This is a genomic window from Clostridium estertheticum (genome assembly GCF_018861295.1).
Lineage (GTDB): Bacteria > Bacillota > Clostridia > Clostridiales > Clostridiaceae > Clostridium_AD > Clostridium_AD estertheticum_D.
Genome location: NZ_JAHLDM010000004.1, coordinates 193,665 through 214,789, shown reverse-complemented (window position 1 = coordinate 214,789; position 21,125 = coordinate 193,665). Strand labels below are relative to the sequence as shown.

At 30.4% G+C, this 21,125-nt stretch carries 17 protein-coding genes, 1 other RNA gene, 1 riboswitch and 1 other annotated feature; of the genes, 15 read left to right on the top strand and 3 right to left on the bottom strand.

From position 1 onward, the window contains the following. Window positions 1–148: 148 nt before the first annotated feature. Window positions 149–1,108, bottom strand: coding sequence for an MBL fold metallo-hydrolase (locus KPL54_RS06735; protein ID WP_216105839.1), 960 nt, complete (start codon window positions 1,106–1,108; stop codon window positions 149–151). Between the two features lie 263 nt (window positions 1,109–1,371). Next, window positions 1,372–1,469: riboswitch (purine riboswitch) on the top strand. 213 nt (window positions 1,470–1,682) lie between these two features. Here KPL54_RS06735 and guaB point away from each other — a divergent pair. The 4 genes from guaB (at window position 1,683) to KPL54_RS06715 (ending at window position 5,870) form a co-directional block, all read left to right on the top strand. Further along, window positions 1,683–3,137: an IMP dehydrogenase gene (guaB, locus tag KPL54_RS06730; protein WP_216105838.1), complete on the top strand. Its 1,455-nt coding sequence runs from the start codon at window positions 1,683–1,685 to the stop codon at window positions 3,135–3,137. A gap of 92 nt (window positions 3,138–3,229) precedes the next feature. Beyond that, on the top strand, window positions 3,230–4,759 hold the full coding sequence (gene guaA, locus KPL54_RS06725; RefSeq protein ID WP_216105857.1) for a glutamine-hydrolyzing GMP synthase: 1,530 nt from the start codon (window positions 3,230–3,232) through the stop codon (window positions 4,757–4,759). 468 nt (window positions 4,760–5,227) lie between these two features. Continuing rightward, window positions 5,228–5,386, top strand: coding sequence for an aspartyl-phosphate phosphatase Spo0E family protein (locus KPL54_RS06720; RefSeq protein ID WP_071613293.1), 159 nt, complete (start codon window positions 5,228–5,230; stop codon window positions 5,384–5,386). A gap of 274 nt (window positions 5,387–5,660) precedes the next feature. Then, window positions 5,661–5,870 carry a zinc ribbon domain-containing protein gene (locus KPL54_RS06715; RefSeq protein WP_216105837.1) on the top strand — a complete coding sequence of 70 codons (210 nt, stop codon included), beginning with the start codon at window positions 5,661–5,663 and terminating at the stop codon, window positions 5,868–5,870. Between the two features lie 53 nt (window positions 5,871–5,923). Here the strand turns inward: KPL54_RS06715 and KPL54_RS06710 are convergent, their stop codons facing one another. Continuing rightward, window positions 5,924–6,856 (bottom strand): DUF475 domain-containing protein, encoded by a 933-nt coding sequence (locus tag KPL54_RS06710; RefSeq protein WP_216105836.1) that lies wholly within the window; start codon window positions 6,854–6,856, stop codon window positions 5,924–5,926. A gap of 205 nt (window positions 6,857–7,061) precedes the next feature. Continuing rightward, window positions 7,062–7,115: a sequence feature (sodium ion sensor (DUF1646 type); this cis-regulatory element may regulate processes involved in with the transportation of sodium ions), on the top strand. 153 nt (window positions 7,116–7,268) lie between these two features. Here KPL54_RS06710 and KPL54_RS06705 point away from each other — a divergent pair. The 3 genes from KPL54_RS06705 to KPL54_RS06695 all read left to right on the top strand — a co-directional run bounded on the left by KPL54_RS06705 (window position 7,269) and on the right by KPL54_RS06695 (window position 9,964). Next, a complete protein-coding gene (locus KPL54_RS06705; RefSeq protein ID WP_216105835.1) occupies window positions 7,269–8,291 on the top strand; it encodes a DUF1646 family protein in 1,023 nt (340 codons plus the stop codon). Window positions 8,292–8,517: 226 nt separating this feature from the next. Next, window positions 8,518–9,540, top strand: coding sequence for a DUF1646 family protein (locus tag KPL54_RS06700; RefSeq protein WP_216105834.1), 1,023 nt, complete (start codon window positions 8,518–8,520; stop codon window positions 9,538–9,540). 241 nt (window positions 9,541–9,781) lie between these two features. Beyond that, complete coding sequence (locus tag KPL54_RS06695) at window positions 9,782–9,964, top strand: hypothetical protein (RefSeq protein ID WP_216105833.1); 183 nt, start codon at window positions 9,782–9,784, stop codon at window positions 9,962–9,964. A gap of 58 nt (window positions 9,965–10,022) precedes the next feature. Here the strand turns inward: KPL54_RS06695 and KPL54_RS06690 are convergent, their stop codons facing one another. After that, window positions 10,023–11,303: a glycosyl hydrolase family 18 protein gene (locus KPL54_RS06690; RefSeq protein WP_216105832.1), complete on the bottom strand. Its 1,281-nt coding sequence runs from the start codon at window positions 11,301–11,303 to the stop codon at window positions 10,023–10,025. 289 nt (window positions 11,304–11,592) lie between these two features. Between KPL54_RS06690 and KPL54_RS06685 the strand changes: the two genes are divergently transcribed. From KPL54_RS06685 to KPL54_RS06650, 8 genes are all read left to right on the top strand, one after another. Beyond that, window positions 11,593–12,033, top strand: coding sequence for a YaiI/YqxD family protein (locus KPL54_RS06685; RefSeq protein ID WP_071611170.1), 441 nt, complete (start codon window positions 11,593–11,595; stop codon window positions 12,031–12,033). 283 nt (window positions 12,034–12,316) lie between these two features. After that, on the top strand, window positions 12,317–14,050 hold the full coding sequence (locus tag KPL54_RS06680) for a triple tyrosine motif-containing protein (protein WP_216105831.1): 1,734 nt from the start codon (window positions 12,317–12,319) through the stop codon (window positions 14,048–14,050). A 140-nt stretch (window positions 14,051–14,190) separates the two neighbouring features. Next, the gene (locus KPL54_RS06675; protein ID WP_216105830.1) at window positions 14,191–14,907 is read left to right on the top strand and encodes a 16S rRNA pseudouridine(516) synthase; all 717 of its coding nucleotides are present in this window, start codon (window positions 14,191–14,193) and stop codon (window positions 14,905–14,907) included. A gap of 559 nt (window positions 14,908–15,466) precedes the next feature. After that, on the top strand, window positions 15,467–17,668 hold the full coding sequence (rnr, locus tag KPL54_RS06670; RefSeq protein ID WP_216105829.1) for a ribonuclease R: 2,202 nt from the start codon (window positions 15,467–15,469) through the stop codon (window positions 17,666–17,668). 200 nt (window positions 17,669–17,868) lie between these two features. Then, complete coding sequence (smpB, locus tag KPL54_RS06665) at window positions 17,869–18,336, top strand: SsrA-binding protein SmpB (RefSeq protein ID WP_216105828.1); 468 nt, start codon at window positions 17,869–17,871, stop codon at window positions 18,334–18,336. Between the two features lie 225 nt (window positions 18,337–18,561). Next, window positions 18,562–18,914: a transfer-messenger RNA gene (ssrA, locus tag KPL54_RS06660) on the top strand. 507 nt (window positions 18,915–19,421) lie between these two features. After that, a complete protein-coding gene (locus KPL54_RS06655; RefSeq protein WP_216105827.1) occupies window positions 19,422–20,342 on the top strand; it encodes a hypothetical protein in 921 nt (306 codons plus the stop codon). After that, entirely contained in the window at window positions 20,343–21,101 is a 759-nt protein-coding gene (locus tag KPL54_RS06650; RefSeq protein ID WP_216105826.1) for a hypothetical protein, read from the top strand. The last annotated feature ends 24 nt before the right edge of the window (window positions 21,102–21,125 follow it).

Genomic DNA, 21,125 nt, shown 5'->3' with positions numbered 1-21,125 from the left:
TTTACATTATACAGATTAAATATGTTTATCTATATTTTTTATAATTAGACATTGATGGTCTAAAATTGTTTTTCATAATAAAAAAACACCCAAATTTAACTTTGGGTGTTTTCTATTTTATGTTTATTTATGAGATAATAGCTGCTAATTATTTTTTACTTAATTTTTCAATATTTGTATTAACAGTTGTTTTCATCTTGTCCATGTAAACTTTATAGGCATCCTGACCAATAACAAAAGGATTTAGGTCGCCAGTCTTACGGGTAGTAAGGGTTTCCATTCTTGCAGCGCCATTGTCCACGGTTGAATGAGCAGTAATTTCAGCATCTACTTTTGCCGCATCAGTAAATTTGGCGAAGTAATCAAGGGAACTTAGGTATGCTTTGTTATCTGCAAGTGACTGTGGAAGGCCAGTTCCACCCCACATAGCTACCGTATGTTTTGTACCATTGTCAGTTACAGGAATAATCAATGATACACCTCCAGGAGTATGACCGGGAGTAGAAACAATTGTAATAGTTGTATCTCCGAGTGTCAGTTTCTGGCCATCGGTGATAGCTGAGTAGCTTGTTGGAAGAGGTGGAGCCGGCATACCAGGTTTTCCGGCAGCTTTATCTGTGAAGTTTTTATTCATAAGGTCCCAATCGACAGTAGTTAAGAGTACTTTTGAACCATAAGTATCTTGTATATATTTAGCACCACCATAGTGATCACAATGTCCATGTGTTACTAATACATATTTAATATCAGCCGGATCAAAACCTAATGCTTTGATACCAGGCACGATGATATTTTTAGCATCTGCAGTATCATTCATTGAGTCAATTAGAATTAGCCCATCGGTAGTATTAAGCAACCATACACCTGTACCTTTGGTTCCTATAAAATATAACTTATCAAAAACTTTAGTAGGCGCTATTGCAGTTGTGTCGAGAATAACAGAGGGTGCATTTCCAGTGCTTTTAGTAGCAGGTGTAGCTGTAGCCGCAGGTTTACTTGCTGTATCAGCAACTTTAGCAGGTTGTGAAGTCGCACACCCCCCCATAGCAAAAATAGAAACATTTATTAATGAAATGGCTAATAAACGTTTTATAGATTTTCCTAACATAATTTTTCCTCCTTATTTGTTATTAATTGTTTAAATATAATGATACAGGGAAAATGTGAGAAAAGTTTGAGGTTTTATGAAATTCAGCTAGCATATAACTTAATAAATTTAATATAGCAAGATATTTGCCAGTATAAATGATTACAGACTTAGATTTCTTTTCTTATTTTATTAGATTATAAAAATATGTTTTTAATATGTAAACGAGCAAGCACAAGATAGTTATTGACAAATCTTTAAACATTAACTATCATGGTTATAATAGCTACAAAAACAATTCTACTCATATATCCCTTGAATACGGCAAGGAGCATCTACGGTCAGCCTTAAATTGACCACTATGGGTAATTTTAGTATGAACTTATTTTAGGTATGCTAATTTTACTTTGGTTAAAGTAGGATTAGTATGCTTTTCTATATTTTATACCTTATTTTTCAATATTGTATATATATGTGGGTTTATACCAATTATAAAAAATGAATATAAGGAACATTTAATTAAATATAATATCATTTTTGATATGATATTTATTTTTATGTACCTAAAATAGAAGTTCGAAGGGGTGTTGATTAAATGGCAAAGATATTAAAACAAGCGTATACATTTGACGATGTATTGTTAGTCCCAAACAAATCTGAGGTTTTACCTAGAGATGTTACTTTAGGTACCTACCTTACAAAAAAAATAAAACTTAATATACCACTAATGAGTGCGGCAATGGATACCGTTACTGAATCTAGAATGGCTATTGCTATGGCTAGAGAGGGTGGAATAGGCATTATACATAAAAATATGAGTATTGAAAATCAAGCTATTGAAGTTGATAGAGTTAAAAGACAAGAAAATGGTGTAATTACAGATCCATTCTACTTATCACCAGAAAACCTTCTAGAAGATGCTTTGGAATTAATGAAAAAATATAGAATATCAGGAGTTCCAATTACAACAGATGGAAAGCTCGTTGGAATAATTACTAATAGAGATATAGTCTTTGAAACTGATTATAGTAAAAAGATTAAAGATATAATGACAAGCAAAAATTTAATAACAGCACCAGAAGGAACAAGTATGCAAGAAGCAAAAGAACTTCTTAAAAAACATAAAATAGAGAAGTTACCTTTAGTAGATAGCCAAAATAATTTAAGAGGTCTTATAACTATAAAAGATATAGAGAAAACTTTAAGATTCCCAGATGCTGCAAAGGATTCTCGCGGAAGATTGTTATGTGGCGCAACAGTTGGCGTAACTGCTGATAAGATGGATAGAGTAGCTGCACTTGTAAAGGCTGGCGTGGATGTAATAACTATAGATACAGCTCATGGTCATTCTTTAGGAGTACTAGATGCTGTACGTGAAATAAAGGCTGCATACCCAGAACTTCAAATAATTGCAGGAAATATTGCAACTGCTGCAGCAACTCGTGATTTAATTGAAGCAGGGGCAGATTGTGTAAAGGTTGGTATAGGTCCTGGTTCAATTTGTACTACAAGAATTGTTGCAGGGGTAGGTGTTCCACAACTTACAGCAGTTATGGATTGTGTTGAAGAAGGAAATAAATATGGAATTCCTGTAATTGCAGATGGTGGTATAAAATATTCAGGAGACATAGTTAAGGCATTAGCAGCAGGTGCTAAGGTAGTAATGATTGGTTCTATGTTCGCAGGTTGCGAGGAAGCACCAGGTGAAATGGAAATATATCAAGGAAGAAGTTATAAGGTATACAGAGGCATGGGTTCTTTAAGTGCTATGGCTTGTGGAAGTAAGGATAGATATTTCCAAGAAGGAAATAAGAAGTTAGTTCCAGAAGGTGTAGAAGGAAGATTACCTTTTAAAGGAAGCGTTATAGATACAATATTCCAGATGATCGGTGGTATAAGGTCTGGTATGGGATATTTGGGTTCAGCAACACTTGTACAATTGTTTGAAACTTCAACATTTGTTGTTCAATCTTCAGCTGGATTACGTGAAAGTCATCCGCATGATGTATCAATTACAAAAGAATCACCAAACTATAGCGTAAACAACTAGTATAGATGAAAATAGATAATTAACTGATAGTATAGATAATACAGGTAACAATAGATAAATTAAGGCTTAAATGTACAGGAGGAAAAACATTGATTAATAGAGAATTAGTTTTAGTAGTTGATTTTGGTGGTCAGTATAATCAACTTATTGCAAGAAGAGTTAGAGAAAACAGTGTTTACTGTGAAATAATACCATATACATATTCTGTTGAAAAAATAAAAAGCATGAATCCAATAGGTATAATATTCACAGGTGGACCTAATAGTGTATATGCTGATGGTGCTCCACAAATTGAAAAAGAAATATTTGAAATTGGTATTCCTATATTAGGAATATGTTATGGTGCTCAATTAATGGCACATGCATTTGGTGGAGAAGTTAAAACATCAGAAGTTCGTGAATATGGTAAAGTAGAAGTTGACCTAAATAAAGATGCTACTATTTTCAAAGGAATAGGTGAAAATCAATGTTGGATGAGTCATACAGATCATATATCTAAAGTACCAAAAGGATTTGAGATTATTGCGACTTCTAAGCATTGTCCAGTAGCTGCTATGGCAAATGTTTCTAAAAAACTTTATGGAGTTCAATTTCATCCAGAAGTAAAACATACTCTCTTTGGTGAAGAAATGATTAGAAAGTTCTTATATGATGTATGTCAGGTTAATGGCGATTGGTCAATGTCTTCTTTTGCACAGGAGAAAATTAAGGCTATTAGAGAACAAGTTGGAGATAAAAAAGTACTTTGTGCTCTCTCAGGTGGAGTTGATTCTTCAGTTGCTGCAGTACTTGTTTACAAAGCGATTGGTGATCAGTTAACTTGTGTGTTTGTAGATCATGGGTTACTTAGAAAAGATGAAGGCGACCAAGTTGAAACTATATTTAACGGTGAATTCGACATGAAGATAATAAGAGTTAATGCTAAAGATAGGTTCCTCAGTAAGCTTAAGGGCATAAGTGACCCAGAGAAAAAGAGAAAGATAATTGGAGAAGAATTTATAAGAGTTTTTGAAGAAGAGTCAAATAAACTCGGCCAATTAGATTTCCTTGTTCAAGGAACAATATACCCAGATGTAGTAGAGAGTGGTACTGCTACTTCAGCTACTATAAAAAGTCATCACAATGTTGGAGGACTTCCAAAAGATATGCACTTTAAACTAATTGAGCCTTTAAGAGAACTATTTAAAGATGAGGTTAGAGCTGTTGGAGAGGAAATTGGAATACCACATCACTTAGTGTGGAGACAACCGTTCCCAGGACCAGGACTCGCTATAAGAGTACTTGGAGAAATAACTGAGGAAAAATTATTTATAACTAGCGAGGCAGATGCAATTTTTAGAGATGAAATAGCTAAAGCAGGACTTGAAAGTGAGATATGGCAGTATTTTGCATGTCTTCCTAACATTAAGTCCGTTGGAGTTATGGGTGACGAGCGAACATATTGTCACACAGTAGCTTTAAGAGCTGTTACAAGTTCTGATGCAATGACTTCAGACTGGGCTAGAATACCATATGAGGTATTAGATATAGTATCTCGTAGAATCGTTAATGAAGTTAAAGGAGTAAACAGAATTGTTTACGATATAACTAGTAAGCCACCTTCCACAATTGAGTGGGAATAGGAATTAACAAGGGTTTAAGCCATTTATAAAAATAAAGTAGTGTATGATTTCAAGCGTAAAGTTTGTAAGTTATATACTACTTTATTTTTGTGTTTGGGGGTAATAAAATGGTTCAAAAGGGAAGAAAAACAGGTTATTCTTATTCTCAATTTATATTTATTGAGATAAAATCTATAAATTGTATGTGTTGAATACTAATTAAAGTTAATTATAGAAGTATAGCACCCTTAAATATGTGGAATATATTGATATATAACACGATAGGACATTTAGGTTATATCTGTTAAGACTTATATTGTAAGAGAGATAAGACAAGCATTACAGGCAAAGAATTACAAGTTAATAACTAATTTAATTAATATATGTTAAGTAAGATACGTTATGACTACTTGTGTCTATCTAGCTCATATATTAATAAACTAAAATATCTGAATTTTCGTTATAATTATTAACGAAAGGTGGGATATAATGACAAATATGAATGAAATAACACAAAAGATTGAAGACTTAAGAAAAGCGATGCACCAGTTAATCAACGAAAAAGACAGATTAACTGACCCAAAACTGGTAGAGCTAAGCCAAAAGCTAGATGGACTACTAAATGAATACGATGATCTATTAGATTAAGATTATCTAGTTATCGTATCAAAATGATTGGTTGGGAGAGCCTAAGGGCTCTCTTCCATATTAAATCTAAACGGTAAGTATCAAAAGACAATATAACTACGAATAATGTAAAATATACAATTACAACCTAACATATGGAAATATATATAATAATGTATATATTAAAAAATAAATTACATATTAGGGTATTATTAAATTCATTGTTGAATTAGGTAAAATAGTAAGGGATAAATTATTAGAGATAGATTGGAAATATCATGAAGGGAGTATTGAAATGAATTGTAAAAAATGTGGGGCTGAATTAATCGAAGGAAGCTTGTTTTGTAATAAATGTGGTGAAAAAATTTTAGTTGAGGAAGTCGAAGAAGCCGAGGAAATCAAAGTGATTAATAGTGATATTACCATCACTGCCGACCAAACTCATGCTAAAGTTGAAGTAGAAGACAATGTTGAAACTAATATTAATATTAAAAAGTGGTTATGATGTGCTATTAAAAAGGCACATCATAACCACTTTTTTTTATAAATAATAATCTCCTATTCAGATGCCAGATTATTTTTAGCATAAATTTTTGATTTAAAGAAAAAGAATAATATTATTAATATTGTGACTAAAGGTGTAATATATTCTGGTATTTCTATTTTAAATCCTTCAAGTATCATCACTACACCCAGACATAGTATTGAATACATTGCTCCATTCTTAAGAAAAATATATTTTTTTATGTTTTCTATATTCCCCATGGTTAGTTGCCTTACAACAATAGCTCCTAGGCCATTTCCCAAAATTATTAATGGTACTGAGGTTGTAAATGCAAAAGCGCCTAATACCCCATCAATGGAAAAAGTCATATCGATTATTTCTAAATATAATATCTTACTAATGTCAGACATCCCACTTGTATTACTCAATAATTGTTGCTCGTTTGATTCTGCGTTCTTCTTGAATCCATCAGTAATAAAAAATGCAGAAGAGCCGATTACAGCAGAGAGTGCCAATACTGAATTATGTTTCAAGGCTAATGCAACAATTACAACTAAAATCACGGAAACTATTGCATAAAACCATGCACCGTGTTTAACAAAGAACTCTTCACCTGGAAGTCCAAAGTGCTTATCTTCAATAAACAGCCAATGAAGGAATAGGAATAATAAAAATACTCCTCCTCCAAGCATTAGAATAGGTGTGGAGAGTTCAAATGATTCTTTTATGTGTGGATCATTTGAAAATGTGGCAGTAAGAGCTCCTATGGGACCGAGTCCTGGATTAGTTACCCAAACTATAAGCCATGGCAACATACCTCTTACAATAAATACTGCAAACAATATACCATAGAACAGAAACCATTTCTTTGCTTTTTCAGACATGGTTCCAAGAACCTCTGCATTTATTACAGCATTATCGATGCTGGACACTATTTCGAATACACATAGACCTATTATGACAAATAGTATGGACATAAATCCCATTTAGACAAAACTCCTTCCGAAATTAAATAGTTGTTTGTACTTATGTATTATAAACTATTAATACGTATACTTTCAAGAATATTATTTCATTTAAAGAAACATATTATACGATACTAAAATTTAATTATTCATATTTTTATTTTGTATAGAATACAGTTGAGTTAATATAAAATATATGATATAGTTTAATTATAATATGGTTAGCGGTTGGACAAACTAACGTTTGATTCCGAGAAATTTGTTTCTAGGGTGGGAAACTCTTATTTGAGTGTCCCACCCTATTATTTTTTGTTTTCATAATGTTTAAAACATATTCTATTGCATATTACTAATTTTGGAAGGGGATAATATAAAAATAGTAATTCGGATCTAATTCAATATAATTTACAATAACAATGAGGACGTGATAATTATGATTTATATACTAATTTTTCTTTTAGCAATAACTTTTATATTACCAATTGTATCGAAAAAAGTAGAAGCAAATCTTGAAATTTTTCTTTTTACTATTGGGGTATTAGCAGCTGTTACATCGGGTGCAATAAACAAAACACTTTTACTTACTATTGCTCAAAATAAATTCATGTATTTTATAGCCTTTGCTGTATTGATAGGTGGATTTTTGTTCAAAGCACTAACTACACATATAAACAAAGCATTAGAAGATATTTTAAAACGTATTCCATTAAGAATTTTTATATTTTTATTAATAGTAATTATAGGGCTTTTGTCAAGTGTAATAACTGCAATTATAGCTGCCCTTCTATTGGTAGAGATAGTTAGTATACTTCCGGTTAGTAGAAAAAATAAAATAAATATTAATATAATTTCTTGCTTTTCAATTGGACTAGGTGCAATATTAACCCCAATAGGGGAGCCATTATCTACAATTGTAGTTTCTAGGCTTGGTTTGAGTTTTTGGTCCCTTTTAGATCAACTTGGTATTTATATTATTCCTGGTATAATAATACTTGGAATTATGGGAGCGGCGTATGGATCAAAGGAAAAGAGCAAAGCAGATAACGATGAAGAAATTGTTATAGGCGAAACAAATAAATTGATAATTATAAGGGCAATTAAAATTTTCCTATTCATTATTGCATTGGAACTACTTGGAGAAGGATTTAAACCAATAATTGAGACTTATATATTACCACTTGATACTCGCTATTTGTATTGGGTTAATATGTCCTCAGCAGTATTAGATAATGCAACACTTGCTGCGGCAGAAATAAGCGTTAAAATGTCACCAGAACAAATTAAGGCTGTGTTAATCGGATTGCTTGTCAGTGGGGGAATAATGATTCCAGGTAATATACCAAATATTATTTCTGCTGGTAAATTAAAAATTACAAGCAAAGAGTGGATTAAGGTAGGAGCTCCAATCGGAATTTCTATTATGATCATATATTATGTTGTTTTATTTGTATTTTAGTAATTATAGTATTTAAAAAGACCATCAATTTGTACTAATATATATTAGTGCAAATTGAGGGTCTTAATTTATATTAAGACCCTAAGTATAGGCTATTGCTCAACTAATTATATGTGAGAAAATTGAATTAATATAGATTTTATGGTATAATTTTATATAATATTTTAACAGTTGGACAAGCCAATGTTTGATTCATTATAACTTTTAACAAAAGGACGTGATAATAATGCTTTTTATATTAATTATTCTTTTAGTAATAACATTCGTGTTACCACTTATATCAAAAAAAGTAGAAGGTAATCTAGAAGTTTTTTTATTTACTATTGGATTATTAGCTTCTATTACTTCGGGTGTATTAAACAAGACATTTTTACTTAGTATTGCACAAAATAAATTCATGTATTTTATAGCCTTTGCTGTGTTAGTAGGTGGATTTTTATTCAAAGCATTTAATAACCCTATAAAAATAGGATTAGAGCATATTTTAAACCGTATTCCATTAAGAATTTTTGTATTTTTGTTAGTAGTAATTATAGGCCTTTTATCAAGTGTTATAACAGCAATTATAGCTGCCCTTCTATTAGTAGAGATAGTTAGTATACTTCCAGTTAGTAGAAAAAATAAAATAAATATTAATATAATTTCATGTTTTTCAATTGGGATTGGGTCAATATTAACGCCGATAGGTGAGCCATTATCCACAATTGTAGTGTCTAAACTTAGTTTGGGGTTTTGGGATCTTTTACATAGGCTTGGTATTTATATTATCCCCGGTATATTAATACTTGGTATTATCGGAGCATTGTATGCTTCTCTAGACAAAACTAAAACAGTGAATGATGATGAAGAACTTGAAGATGAAACAAATAAATTGATTCTTATAAGAGCAATTAAAATTTTCTTATTCATTATAGCATTAGAGTTACTAGGAGAAGGATTTAGACCAATAATTGATAAATATATAATAACTCTAGATTATCATTATTTATATTGGGTTAATATGTCTTCAGCAGTATTAGATAACGCGACACTTGCAGCTGCAGAAATAAGTGTTAAAATGTCACAAGTACAAGTTGAAGCTGTACTTATTGGATTACTTATTAGTGGGGGAATGATGATCCCAGGTAATATACCTAATATTATTTCTGCTGGTAAATTAAAAATTACTAGTAGCGAATGGATTAAATTAGGAGTCCCATTAGGACTTATTATGATGGTTATATACTATGTTGTTTTATTTGTAATATAAAACATTTAATAATTTGTAAAAAAACAGATGAGAATAAATTATTCTCATCTGTTTTTTTTATTAAATCAATTTAATTATATTAACATAGATGGGTATAGTGTAATTTTTTTAAATAATATCGAATCTATAAATATATTTTAAAAAAAGTGTTAAATAATTTGTCGTTTGATGCAATTTGGTGTATAATAAGCGTATGAAATAGATTTTATGTAAGGATTATTTTTTTCGGAGGATGGTATATATGAATAATATAAAAAGTGTTAAGTTAAGTATGGCAATATATAAATATATAAATCAAAGTAAAGTTTTAGAAAAAATTAAATATTATAAAAAAGAAGAAAAAATTGACATAGATGATAATTTTAAGATGAATTTAAAAAAACGTTTTAGAGATTTAGATTTGTTAGCTGAAAGAGTTATTTAAAAAAATTTTATATAAAAAGGTATGATAAATCAATAATTTATCATACCTTTTTATGTCGTTAGAGTAATTTCTTAACGTTGAATAGTGAGTTTTGAACTAGCCATGCTTGAGGGAAATATTTTCCGATTGTCCAATAACTTACCCCGCCTAGATTGTATTTCGCAGCGGTCCTAAGCTTAGCATTCATGCTTCTGGCATCTTCAAACCAAACTACATGTTCTTTTTTGTTAGCATCATAGTAATTAAAAAATGGAGCCTGTGAAGTATAGTCATATTTAATAGATGCAAATACTTTTCTTGCAAGATCTACCGCTTCCACATTGCCAAGTGCAGTTGCTCTAGTGCCTTTTACATAAGGTAGTGTCCAATCATAACCATAATTAGGTATTCCCATAAAAATCTTTTTACTTGGGATTACGGTTACAGCATAATCAAGAATTTTTTTTACTTCGTTAATTGGAGAAACCGCAAGTGGTGGACCGGAAGTATATCCCCATTCGTAAGTCATCAGTATAACGTGGTTTACGAGAGCTCCATGAACAGGGTAATCATGAGCTTCATAAAGTAAGCCTTTTATATCACCAGAGGGTTTAGGCGCTAGGGCTGTAGTAACAGGATAACCTAAGGGCCTTAGGGTAGTTACGGCTCTGCGCAGAAAGGTGTTATAGTTTTCTCTATCTTCTGGAAAGATGTATTCTAGATCGATATCTAACCCATAATAATTTTTAGCTTTTAATGTAGTAATTATGTTATTAAACAATTCATTTTGTACTGTCTGATTTGTGAGTATGGTATGAGCAAGTTTACTATCAAATCCACCGCCTTCTTTTAGATTTGTAACAACCATCATAGGAGCTACCTTAGCTTTTCTAGCCGCCTCAATTAAAGGAACGTCATTTATGCCTTTTAGTGTTCCGTTAGGTTGTACTTGGTAACTAAATATACTTAGGTATGTTAGGTTTGGAAGAGTTTTTTCAAGAACGTCCATATCTGTACCGGGAAGAGCATAAGCATTAACTTCTATAGAACCTAATTTTTGTGTTGATGGTGGTATATTAATAATCTGACCAGGGTAAATTATAATAGAACTATTAAGGATAGGATTTGCAGCATATAAATCTGCAATAGTTGTGCCATAGGTTTTAGCTATGCCATAAAGTGATTGTCCAGGAAGAATTCTGTGTTTACGGGTACCTTGTAATATTACAAGTGTTTGGCCTACCACAAGTTCATTTGGGTTTGTAAGTTCATTATCATCAGCAATTTTATTGTATGGAACTCCATATAATTTTGAAATACCATATAAGTTTTCTCCATTTTTAACAACATGAATAATCAAAAAATCACACCTCATATATTAATATAATTCAATATATGCGGCCTAACACAAGTAGGTACTTAATATATTTATTTTTATAAAACATAATTTGAAAAAAATACTAAAATTTATTTTAAAATTTGATTTATATCCTTGAATAAACTAAAATTAGTCTATGGTGTTTTACAAAATGATATCATGAAAGATAGCTTGCATTTCTATCTAAAATATGTAAATGCAAAGATCAAATCAATTAATAATAATTTTGCATCAGCTATAAATTAGGAGGAATATTAATGGGGAAAATTATATGAGAATTATTGTAGATGCAGATGGATGCCCTGGTAAACAGTTAATAGAAAAGGCAGCTAAGGATAACTCTATAGAGCTTATTATGTTTTGTGATATTAATCATGTACTTAGTAGTGATTACGCCTCAATAAGATATGTAGATAGTGGGTTTCAAACTGTTGATATGAAAGTAGCTAATGAGGCAAAGTCAAAGGATATAGTAATTACTCAAGATTTTGGAGTAGCTGCTATGGTTTTAGCTAAAGGCTCTTATGCTATTGGACCTAAGGGACATATATATGATGATAACAATATTGATAAATTATTATTTGAGAGGCATTTGTCTGGTAAATTAAGACGGAGTGGTGGTAAAACCTTTGGTCCTAAAAAAAGAACAAGTGAAGATGATGATAAGCTTTATAATAATCTAATTAAACTTATTTTAAAAGCTAATCAATAACGTTAGGTAATTTGTTCATGAGATTTAAAATATAAGAAATAACTAGTAGCGGAAGTTGCTGGCTATTTTTTTATTGTTTTGTAAATGACAAATATTACCAAGAAAAACTATAAAACTTATAAAATATCAATTATTAATTGATGTTTATGTCTATAAATAAGAGAAAAAAAATGGAGTACGCTATGTTACAAATAATGGAAATATAGTATAATATTATTATAGAGATGGATTTTAGAAGAATAGCTTGTAGTAAATGCATATTTATAAAGGTGGGTAAATTTAAATGAATGAAATGAATATATTGTTTAGTTTAGATGATGCCAAGCAAGAATATAAAGGGATTGAAATCAGTGTTGAAAATGAATTAGAGAATAATTTAGACTATAAATTTCTTGTAGGCCTCAATGGAACATGGGATACTTTAAAGAAATCAAGTGGGCAAAGTGTTGCTATTTGGAAGCCAGAGGTGGATGGGAAGTACTCCATAATGGTACAAGCTAAAAGAAAAGAAAGTAATAAACCCTTTGATTTTATGTCAAGGACAGACTACCTAGTTGGAGAATCATATGAGAAACTAATTAAGGATATTTACATAGATAAGATGGAAATAATGGTAGGAGAAAAAATCACCTTAACAGTAGATACAATTAATGTACCGATTATGTATAGATACTGGGTACATGAAAGGGACGATTGGCAACTTATAGCGGATTATTCACCAGAAAATATAATGACATGGATCTCAAAATGCTCTGGGGAAAAAGAGTTTTTGGTAGAATGCAAGAATGTAAATTCTAAAAATATGTTTGATGATTCCATGAAGATACGATTTAATGTACAAGCTATACAAGCTTTAGAAATTATGAACTTTAAATGTTTAACTGAGAATATATTAGAAGGAACAGAAATAGTTTTTGAGGTGGAGACAAAGTATGAGGATAATAGAATGGTCTTATATAAATTTGTAAAAATCGATTTTAAGGGAAATAGGAGCTGTATACAAGACTATTCAACTAAGAAATTAGTTAGTTATGTTGAAACCAATAGGGGCAATTATAAGTTATTATGTATGGCTAAGGATATGTTTTCTCTTAAGGAATTTGATGATAGAGCATTAATTTATTATAATGTAGATCCATATGAGGAAATAGGGAAAGAAGCTGTGAAGATCGAGGATATAATAATAGACAAGAAAGATACTGTACTAATAGGGGAGCGAATTCATTTAACAGTTAAAGCAACAGGAGGGGATTCTTTAAGATACAGTTTTGTAGTTTTTAAGGATGAGAAAGAGACAGAAAAGATAGAATTCGGGATAAATGATTTTGTAGATTTCACTCCAGAGGAAAGTGGGAATTTTAAACTCGAGGTAAGAGTAAAAGATAAATATTCAAAGAGTGAATTTGATACAAGCAAAAATGTATATATTAAAGCATTAGAATGTATACCAGCTAAAATAGATTATATTCTAATGGATAAAAATAAATATTATATGGTCTACGATACTATTCATGTACAAGTAATATATGAAAATACAAGTGATACACTTATAAATTACATTTTAAAAATAGATAATAAAGTAGTTGAACAAACAAGTTTTATAGAATATAAGAATTATGAGCTTAAACCAAAATGCAGTGGAAGTTATGCAATAGAAATACTCGTAAAAAATAAATTGAGTACAAATGCATATGATAGTAGAAAAGAGGTAAAAATAGAAGTGCATAAGGCCTTACCTATAACAGATACAAAGATTTTATGTGGTAATGAAAATTTTGCAGTTAATGAGACCATAACATTTAAATCACAAAGTATGGGTGGGAAGGATGTTGTATATGAGTTTTATCTTATGAAAAAAGGAAACTGGAGATTAGTACAAAAATTTAGCAAAAAAGATGACTATAGCTTTATACCTTTCCATAAGGGGATATACAAAATCTTAGTATTGTCAAAAAGCTTCTATAAGAGTATTTCGTATGAAGATTATGATATAATAGAGATTGAAGTTAAAAAATAAATTTAAAACAGCTTTTAAAGCTGTTTTTTTATAATTAAAATACTTTATACTAATTATACAGCTCCACAGGAGATGGCTAACAGCGACCTAGGAGATGATTTAACTAAAATATAAAGAACTAGTTGAGGAGATGAATGCTAATGGACAGAATAGACAAGATATTGTCAAACTTAGGTCATGGAACAAGAAAAGAAGTAAAGGCATTACTTAAGAAAAAAAAGGTAGAGGTTGATGGAGTAATAGCAACTGACAGTGCTATGAAAGTAGATCCAGAGAAGGCTGTAATAAAGGTATCAGGTGATGAAATTAACTATAGAAAGTACATATATTTAGTTATGAATAAGCCATCAGGGGTGGTTTCAGCTACTGTAGATAGAAATGATGAGACTGTAATTGATTTAATAGATGAGCAGTACCGTGCGTTTAAACCATTTCCTATAGGAAGACTTGATAAAGATACAGTAGGACTACTTCTAATTACTAATGATGGTGAATTAAATCATAAATTAATTGCACCTAAAAACCATGTAGATAAAGTATATTATGCAGAAATAAATAAATTTATAGATGCAAGTGACATAAATACTTTTAAGAAAGGTGTCGTAATAGACGACGGATATAAATGTATGCCAGCGGAATTAGAAGTGTTAACTGCAAATGAAAATGGATCAGAGGTAATGGTTACTATTCAAGAAGGTAAATTTCATCAAGTGAAAAGAATGTTTGAGAGCGTAAATAAGAGTGTTATGTTTTTAAGAAGAGTTAGTTTTGGACCATTAAAATTAGATGAAGATTTAGTTGAAGGTCAATGTAGAGAATTGTCGGAAAATGAGATAAATTCATTAAAACAGGTATAAATTAATTGCGAATGTTATAATATATGACAAAAATGAACAAAATATGAATGGAATTTACCCATTTTACAAATCATTTACAATGAAATTTGTGGAAAACACTTGCAAACATTGGTGAAATTTAATATAATTAAGAGGTAAGATAAATAGAGAGATAAATAGCCCCCTTTTTATTTGTTATAAAGCAGCCCAACCCCAAGGGCTGTTTTATTTTATAAAAAAAAGTCGATTTTTGAGAAGAAATTTTAATATAATATGTTTAAGCAAAACACCCGCATTAAATATAACTATTTAATGGGGGCATTTTTTATTGAATAAAGGGAAGTATATAACTACATAGTATATACTAGATGTAGTTTTTAGATTATAATAAAGTGAGCAATTATAGAAGTATATGAATAAATTAGCACAATAACATTAAAAACTGGAGCGATAATAATAATTTTTAGGATAATTTATAAATACATTAGTATAAAAATTATGTTGATATAAAATTAAATCGGTGTAAAAATCAAAACGTGTAGAAATTAAAGCATGTAGAAATTAAACAGGAGGAAACCTAATGGATATAAAAGAAACTTTAATAAGTCTTATGACAGAGCAAGCATACAAACCTATGAATACAGCAGAACTATCTAGAATATTTGATATAAAAAAGAAAGATATTAAAGGTTTTGCAGCTTTATTATCTGAAATGGAGAAGGCTGGTGATGTAGTTAGATCAAAAGCTGAATATTATGGAATACCAGAGAAGATGGGTCTTGTAGTTGGTAAATTTCAAGGTCATCAAAGAGGGTTTGGATTTGTAATACCAGAAACAGAAAGACCAGATGTATTTATTCCGGCAGACAATGTAAACGGAGCAATGAATGGTGACAAGGTTCTTGCAAAAGTTCTAAAAGAGGAAAATGGTGGGAAAAAATGCGAAGGCGAAATTGCAAAAGTAATAGAAAGATCTAATAAAACTATAATAGGAACGTATCAAGATAGTAGCAATTTTGGTTTTGTAGTTGCTGACGATAAGAGAATCGCTCAAGATATATTTATTCCTAAATCTGAAAGACTTGGTGCAAAAACAGGTCAAATAGTAATAGCTGAAATAACTCAGTGGCCAGAACAAAAAAGAAACCCTGAGGGGAAAATTATCGAAATCCTTGGTAACAAGGGTGACGCAGGTATTGATATATTATCTATAATTAAAAAACATAAACTACCAGAGGAATTTCCAGAAGCTGTTGAAACTTATACAGAAAACATATCTGATGAAATTCCAAAAGAAGAATATACAAGAAGAAAAGATTTAAGGGACCTACGTATGGTAACTATAGACGGTGAGGATGCTAAAGACTTAGATGACGCTGTGTCTATTGAGCTTTTGGATAATGGTAACTATCGTTTAGGAGTTCATATAGCGGATGTTTCTAACTATGTTAAAGACAAAAATCCTTTAGACAAAGAAGCTTTGAAAAGAGCAACTTCAGTATACTTAATTGATAGGGTTATACCAATGCTTCCTAAAAAATTATCAAATGGAGTTTGTAGTTTAAATCCTAAAGTGGATAGGTTAGCACTTACTTGTTTTATGGAGATAGATAAAAACGGAAAACATGTAGATCATGAAATAGTTGAAAGTATTATAAAAACTAATGAGAGAATGACTTATACTGACGTTACGAAAATACTTACTGATAAGGACGAAGAAGTAATTAAAAGATATGACTATTTATATGAAGACTTTAAACATATGGAAGAGTTATGTGCCATTCTTAACAAAAACAGAATGAATAGGGGCGCTATAGATTTTGATTTTACTGAGTGTAAAATAATATTAAATGAAAATGGAAAACCTATAGATATCGTACCTTATGAAAGAGGTATTGCAAATAGAGTAATAGAGGAATTTATGTTAGCGGCTAATGAAACTATAGCTGAACATTTTTTCTGGCTAAACGTACCATTTGTATATAGAATTCATGAGGATCCAGATGAAGAAAAGCTAATGCGTTTTAGTGAATTTGCACATAATTTAGGATACGCTGTAAAGTGGGGTAAGGAAGTTCATCCTAGAATGCTTCAAGATATATTAGGAAAAGTAAAAGGTCAGAAAGAAGAAATGGTAGTAAGCACACTTCTTCTCCGTTCTATGATGAAAGCAAAATATTCATCAGAATGTAGTGGTCATTTTGGTTTAGCTGCTAAGTATTATTCTCACTTTACATCACCAATTAGAAGATATCCAGATTTAATGATCCATAGGATAATTAAAGAGGTTCTAAATGGAGGATTAAGTGATGCAAGAATAGAGAGGTTAAAGAAAGAAGTTGAAATTGCTGCTAAACAATCATCAGATATGGAAAGAGTAGCCATGGAAGCTGAAAGAGACGTTGATGACTTAAAGAAAGCAGAATACATGAATGAGAGAGTTGGTCAAGAATTTGATGGTATTATTTCATCAGTAACCAATTTTGGATTATTTGTTGAACTCCCTAATACTGTAGAAGGTTTAGTTCATATGACTACATTAGATGATGATTATTATGTCTTTGATGAAAGACATTTAACCCTTATCGGAGAGAGAACTAAGAAGATGTACAAATTAGGAGAAGAGGTAAGAATCATAGTTAGTAAAGTTGATCTAACTTCTCATGAGGTTTATTTCGATATAATTAAAGATGAGGATGAGCATGAAGAAGGCTCAGATGATTATTCAGTTAATCAATTAAATGAACTCATAAAGGATGATTCAACAAAGGAAGAAGAGTAGAGTATTAGAATAATACTAATATAAGAATAATCTATAAGAGTGGAAAAATTTCCTCTCTTGTAGATTAAACATGGAATATATTGTTAAAACGCTCTGCATATTCTTGAAATAAGGCATTATATATAGTATAATGATACTTAATTAAAATAATAATAAAAAAATTCTTATACTATATTAATAAGAATAAAGTAGGTGAAGTTATGATAAAGAAGACAGAAAACAAAACGCTCGCACAAAATAAAAAAGCAAGACATGATTATTTTGTAGAGGAAGCAATGGAAGCTGGTATAGAGCTTGTTGGTACAGAAGTAAAATCCATCAGGGCTGGTAAAGCAAACTTAAAAGATAGTTTTGCAGATGTTATAAATGGAGAAATATTCGTTAAAAACATGCATATAGGCCATTATGAGAATGGAAATCAGTTTAATGTTGATCCATTAAGACCCAGAAGGTTATTGCTTCATAAAGAACAAATACTTAAACTAGGGTTATTCACAGCTCAAAAAGGTTATACATTAGTTCCGTTAGCTCTTTATCTTAAAGATACTAAGGTAAAAGTTAATCTTGGGGTTGTTCGTGGTAAGAAGGATTATGATAAGAGAGATGCAATGCTAGAAAAAGATGCTAAGAGAGATATGGATAGACAGATAAAAGAGAGAATGAGATAAATTCTAATAATGTACTTAGATTCCATAATATTAGCACTTGATAAAGAATATAATATGGTGTATTATTAGGACTATAGTCAGTAACATAGTAAAGAACTTAAAGTTACTATCTAATTGATATATGAGTTACAAAAAATTAGAAAATATAGATTTGCGTTATATATGTAATGATGATTTTATATTATTACAGTGTAAAAGATTTAAATTTAATCTTTTCACATCTTTGGGGGCGTACTTGGTTTCGACGGGGGTACGTTGTGTCGAGGAAGCGAGCTGAGGGAACCTATGGACCCGCATTAAAAAACTATTGGAACAATTTAAACGCAAACGATAATTTACAACTAGCAGCTTAGACTGCTACGTCTTACCTTAGATGACCGCGACTTAGGATAGGGCGACGACAGCGGTGAACCGAGTCTGGGAAAGCTTTGACCTGGGAACGGAAAATATGAAGCTACTAAAACTTAAACCTGGTCAGTAGGGGTTAGGTAGAGGGAATGTTAAATTATTGACTACGCTCGTAGATGCCTAGGTGTTGCTGCCTTCGGACAGGGGTTCGACACCCCTCGCCTCCACCATAAAAGAACAACAAGTTTGAGACAATGGAAAACCTCTGAATTCAGGGGTTTTTGTTGTTTTTTGGGTAAAATACAAGCTGTAATTTGAGACTTAAATTACAAAAACTTGGATTAAATTGAAATAAATGCACACCACCTATGGATTTTAGCATAGGGGGTGTGCACTTTTAATATAATTACATATATATGGATAATAAATACGGTTCCTCAAGGTATAATTGTTAGTGATTTTACTAATGAATGGTTCAACTTACAATAGGGATGTTTATGAGCTTATACATTATGTTTCAATTATAAGTAGTCTATAAAAAAATAGGCAAGGTATAGTTTTAACATTTTAACATTCTATTTTACATAAAATTTGAAAAAATGTATATATTAATATAGTTAATATGAAAATTAATAATAGAGTAAAACAATGGATAAATATGACGTTATTTGTTATAATTAATATATAAATCTGTTGCATAACAAGGTTTATATATTAATCGCTGGGGGATGAGGTTAGTGCCATTAATGTACTTAGGAAAAGTAAATCTAAATTCACGAATATTTGATGTTTATGAAAATAAACTTGATTTAAACATTGTGTTAGAGGAGATTTATAATAAATTAGATGTCAATAAAATTTATACTGAAAGAAAAAAAGTAGAATATTCTGATAGTTTTGGAAATAAAAAAAGTTATACAAAGGTATCAAATTATCAATTTAATGACTTGAAAAAGGAATTAGGTTGTAAAATTATTACTGGTAAGATTCTTCGAACATTCCAAAGACCGTCTGAAAATTTAGATAAGAAAACGGGTAAATTAACGAATACATATATTAATGTGAATGTAAGTATATATTTCTATTTTGATGTTAAAAGAGAACTAATAACATTTAGTACTAGGCAGTCATTTGGATACAATCAATTTACAAATGCGTTTAATAATTTATTGAATATGACTGTTGATAGTTATGGATTTGAAGTTTTTTTACAAAAAGATGAGGACATATTATCTGAAAAAATAAAATCTTTTAAAAGAATAAGTAAAGTAACTGCAACATTGATTCCACCAAATGCAAATGAAGAGGATTTAAATGAATTTAGAAAAAGTTTAGGTTACATCGGAGAATGCCAGGAGTCAAATGCTAGAAAATTTAAATTAGAGTTAATAGATTCGGAACAAGAGCCAGGTCTTAACATGGAAGCGAAAATTATGAGAGATACAATTAAAGCAGTTGGAAGAGGCTACGGCGATATGACTACATATGGAATTAATCATAGCGATAGAGCACAAGTTATGAAATCTAATCAAGATGCAGCTTTAACATGTGTAGTAAATGAAAATATCGCTGAAGATGAATATAATAATGAGGCTGGCGGATTTATAGCTAGATTTGTTGCCAATTTAATAGCTAAGAGAGCAAAAGGAGCTTCGTAAATGATTAAAGATTCATCTTTTAAGGATATGGTGAGGTTCAAAAAATATAAAGATGTTTATAACTTTAACTCAATAGAGGGAATTGTTGCATTAATTAGCTCAATAATAATCACTATAGTAATTACTATTATTATATCTCAAACTAGTATCGATAATGTAAATACCATAATTAGATCACTTACAAAAGATATTGGTATTGCTATGATAGGGTTATTAGGATTTGTTGTAACAGGATTAGCTATCTTAACTTCTTCTATTTCAAATAAAATTATGAACATAGTTATGAAGAGGAATAAACTTGAAATAATAGAAAGAATTCTCTTAAGTTTTTATCTATTAAGTTTTATTATAGCAAGCGTTGTGACGTTAAGCTTATTTTCATATATGATTACATTTTTAAACATAAGTATTAATTTTATTTTTGTAGCATTTTTAACATTTATACTATCATACTTAATAATATTCTCTTTTTTTTACTCAGTTGCATTGGTAGGAAACTGTATTCAAATATTTAAAATAATAAATTTAATAGATGAAAGCTATGATAATAATTTGTCCCCAGAGGAAAAGAACCTTTATAATTCTTTTAGAATTACAGCATTAGAACAGTCCTTTTTTTCAAATAATAAATTGTCACAAGTTCAAAAAATTCATGAATACAAAAAAGTAATTTGTGTATTAATTGATGAAGAATGCAAAGATGAATTACAAAAGCAACGTATGAAAGGATACGTAAATATGTGTTTTGGGGATAATTAAATGCATTTTCAAATAAAAGAGGGG

Coding starts and splice junctions, on each gene's coding strand:
- KPL54_RS06735 (WP_216105839.1), bottom strand. CDS start 1,108: ATGTTAGGAAAATCTATAAAACGTTTATTAGCCATTTCATTAATAAAT.
- KPL54_RS06680 (WP_216105831.1), top strand. CDS start 12,317: ATGAATGAAATGAATATATTGTTTAGTTTAGATGATGCCAAGCAAGAA.
- KPL54_RS06685 (WP_071611170.1), top strand. CDS start 11,593: ATGAGAATTATTGTAGATGCAGATGGATGCCCTGGTAAACAGTTAATA.
- rnr (WP_216105829.1), top strand. CDS start 15,467: ATGGATATAAAAGAAACTTTAATAAGTCTTATGACAGAGCAAGCATAC.
- KPL54_RS06720 (WP_071613293.1), top strand. CDS start 5,228: ATGACAAATATGAATGAAATAACACAAAAGATTGAAGACTTAAGAAAA.
- KPL54_RS06675 (WP_216105830.1), top strand. CDS start 14,191: ATGGACAGAATAGACAAGATATTGTCAAACTTAGGTCATGGAACAAGA.
- KPL54_RS06695 (WP_216105833.1), top strand. CDS start 9,782: ATGAATAATATAAAAAGTGTTAAGTTAAGTATGGCAATATATAAATAT.
- KPL54_RS06705 (WP_216105835.1), top strand. CDS start 7,269: ATGATTTATATACTAATTTTTCTTTTAGCAATAACTTTTATATTACCA.
- KPL54_RS06700 (WP_216105834.1), top strand. CDS start 8,518: ATGCTTTTTATATTAATTATTCTTTTAGTAATAACATTCGTGTTACCA.
- KPL54_RS06710 (WP_216105836.1), bottom strand. CDS start 6,856: ATGGGATTTATGTCCATACTATTTGTCATAATAGGTCTATGTGTATTC.
- smpB (WP_216105828.1), top strand. CDS start 17,869: ATGATAAAGAAGACAGAAAACAAAACGCTCGCACAAAATAAAAAAGCA.
- KPL54_RS06715 (WP_216105837.1), top strand. CDS start 5,661: ATGAATTGTAAAAAATGTGGGGCTGAATTAATCGAAGGAAGCTTGTTT.
- guaB (WP_216105838.1), top strand. CDS start 1,683: ATGGCAAAGATATTAAAACAAGCGTATACATTTGACGATGTATTGTTA.
- KPL54_RS06650 (WP_216105826.1), top strand. CDS start 20,343: ATGATTAAAGATTCATCTTTTAAGGATATGGTGAGGTTCAAAAAATAT.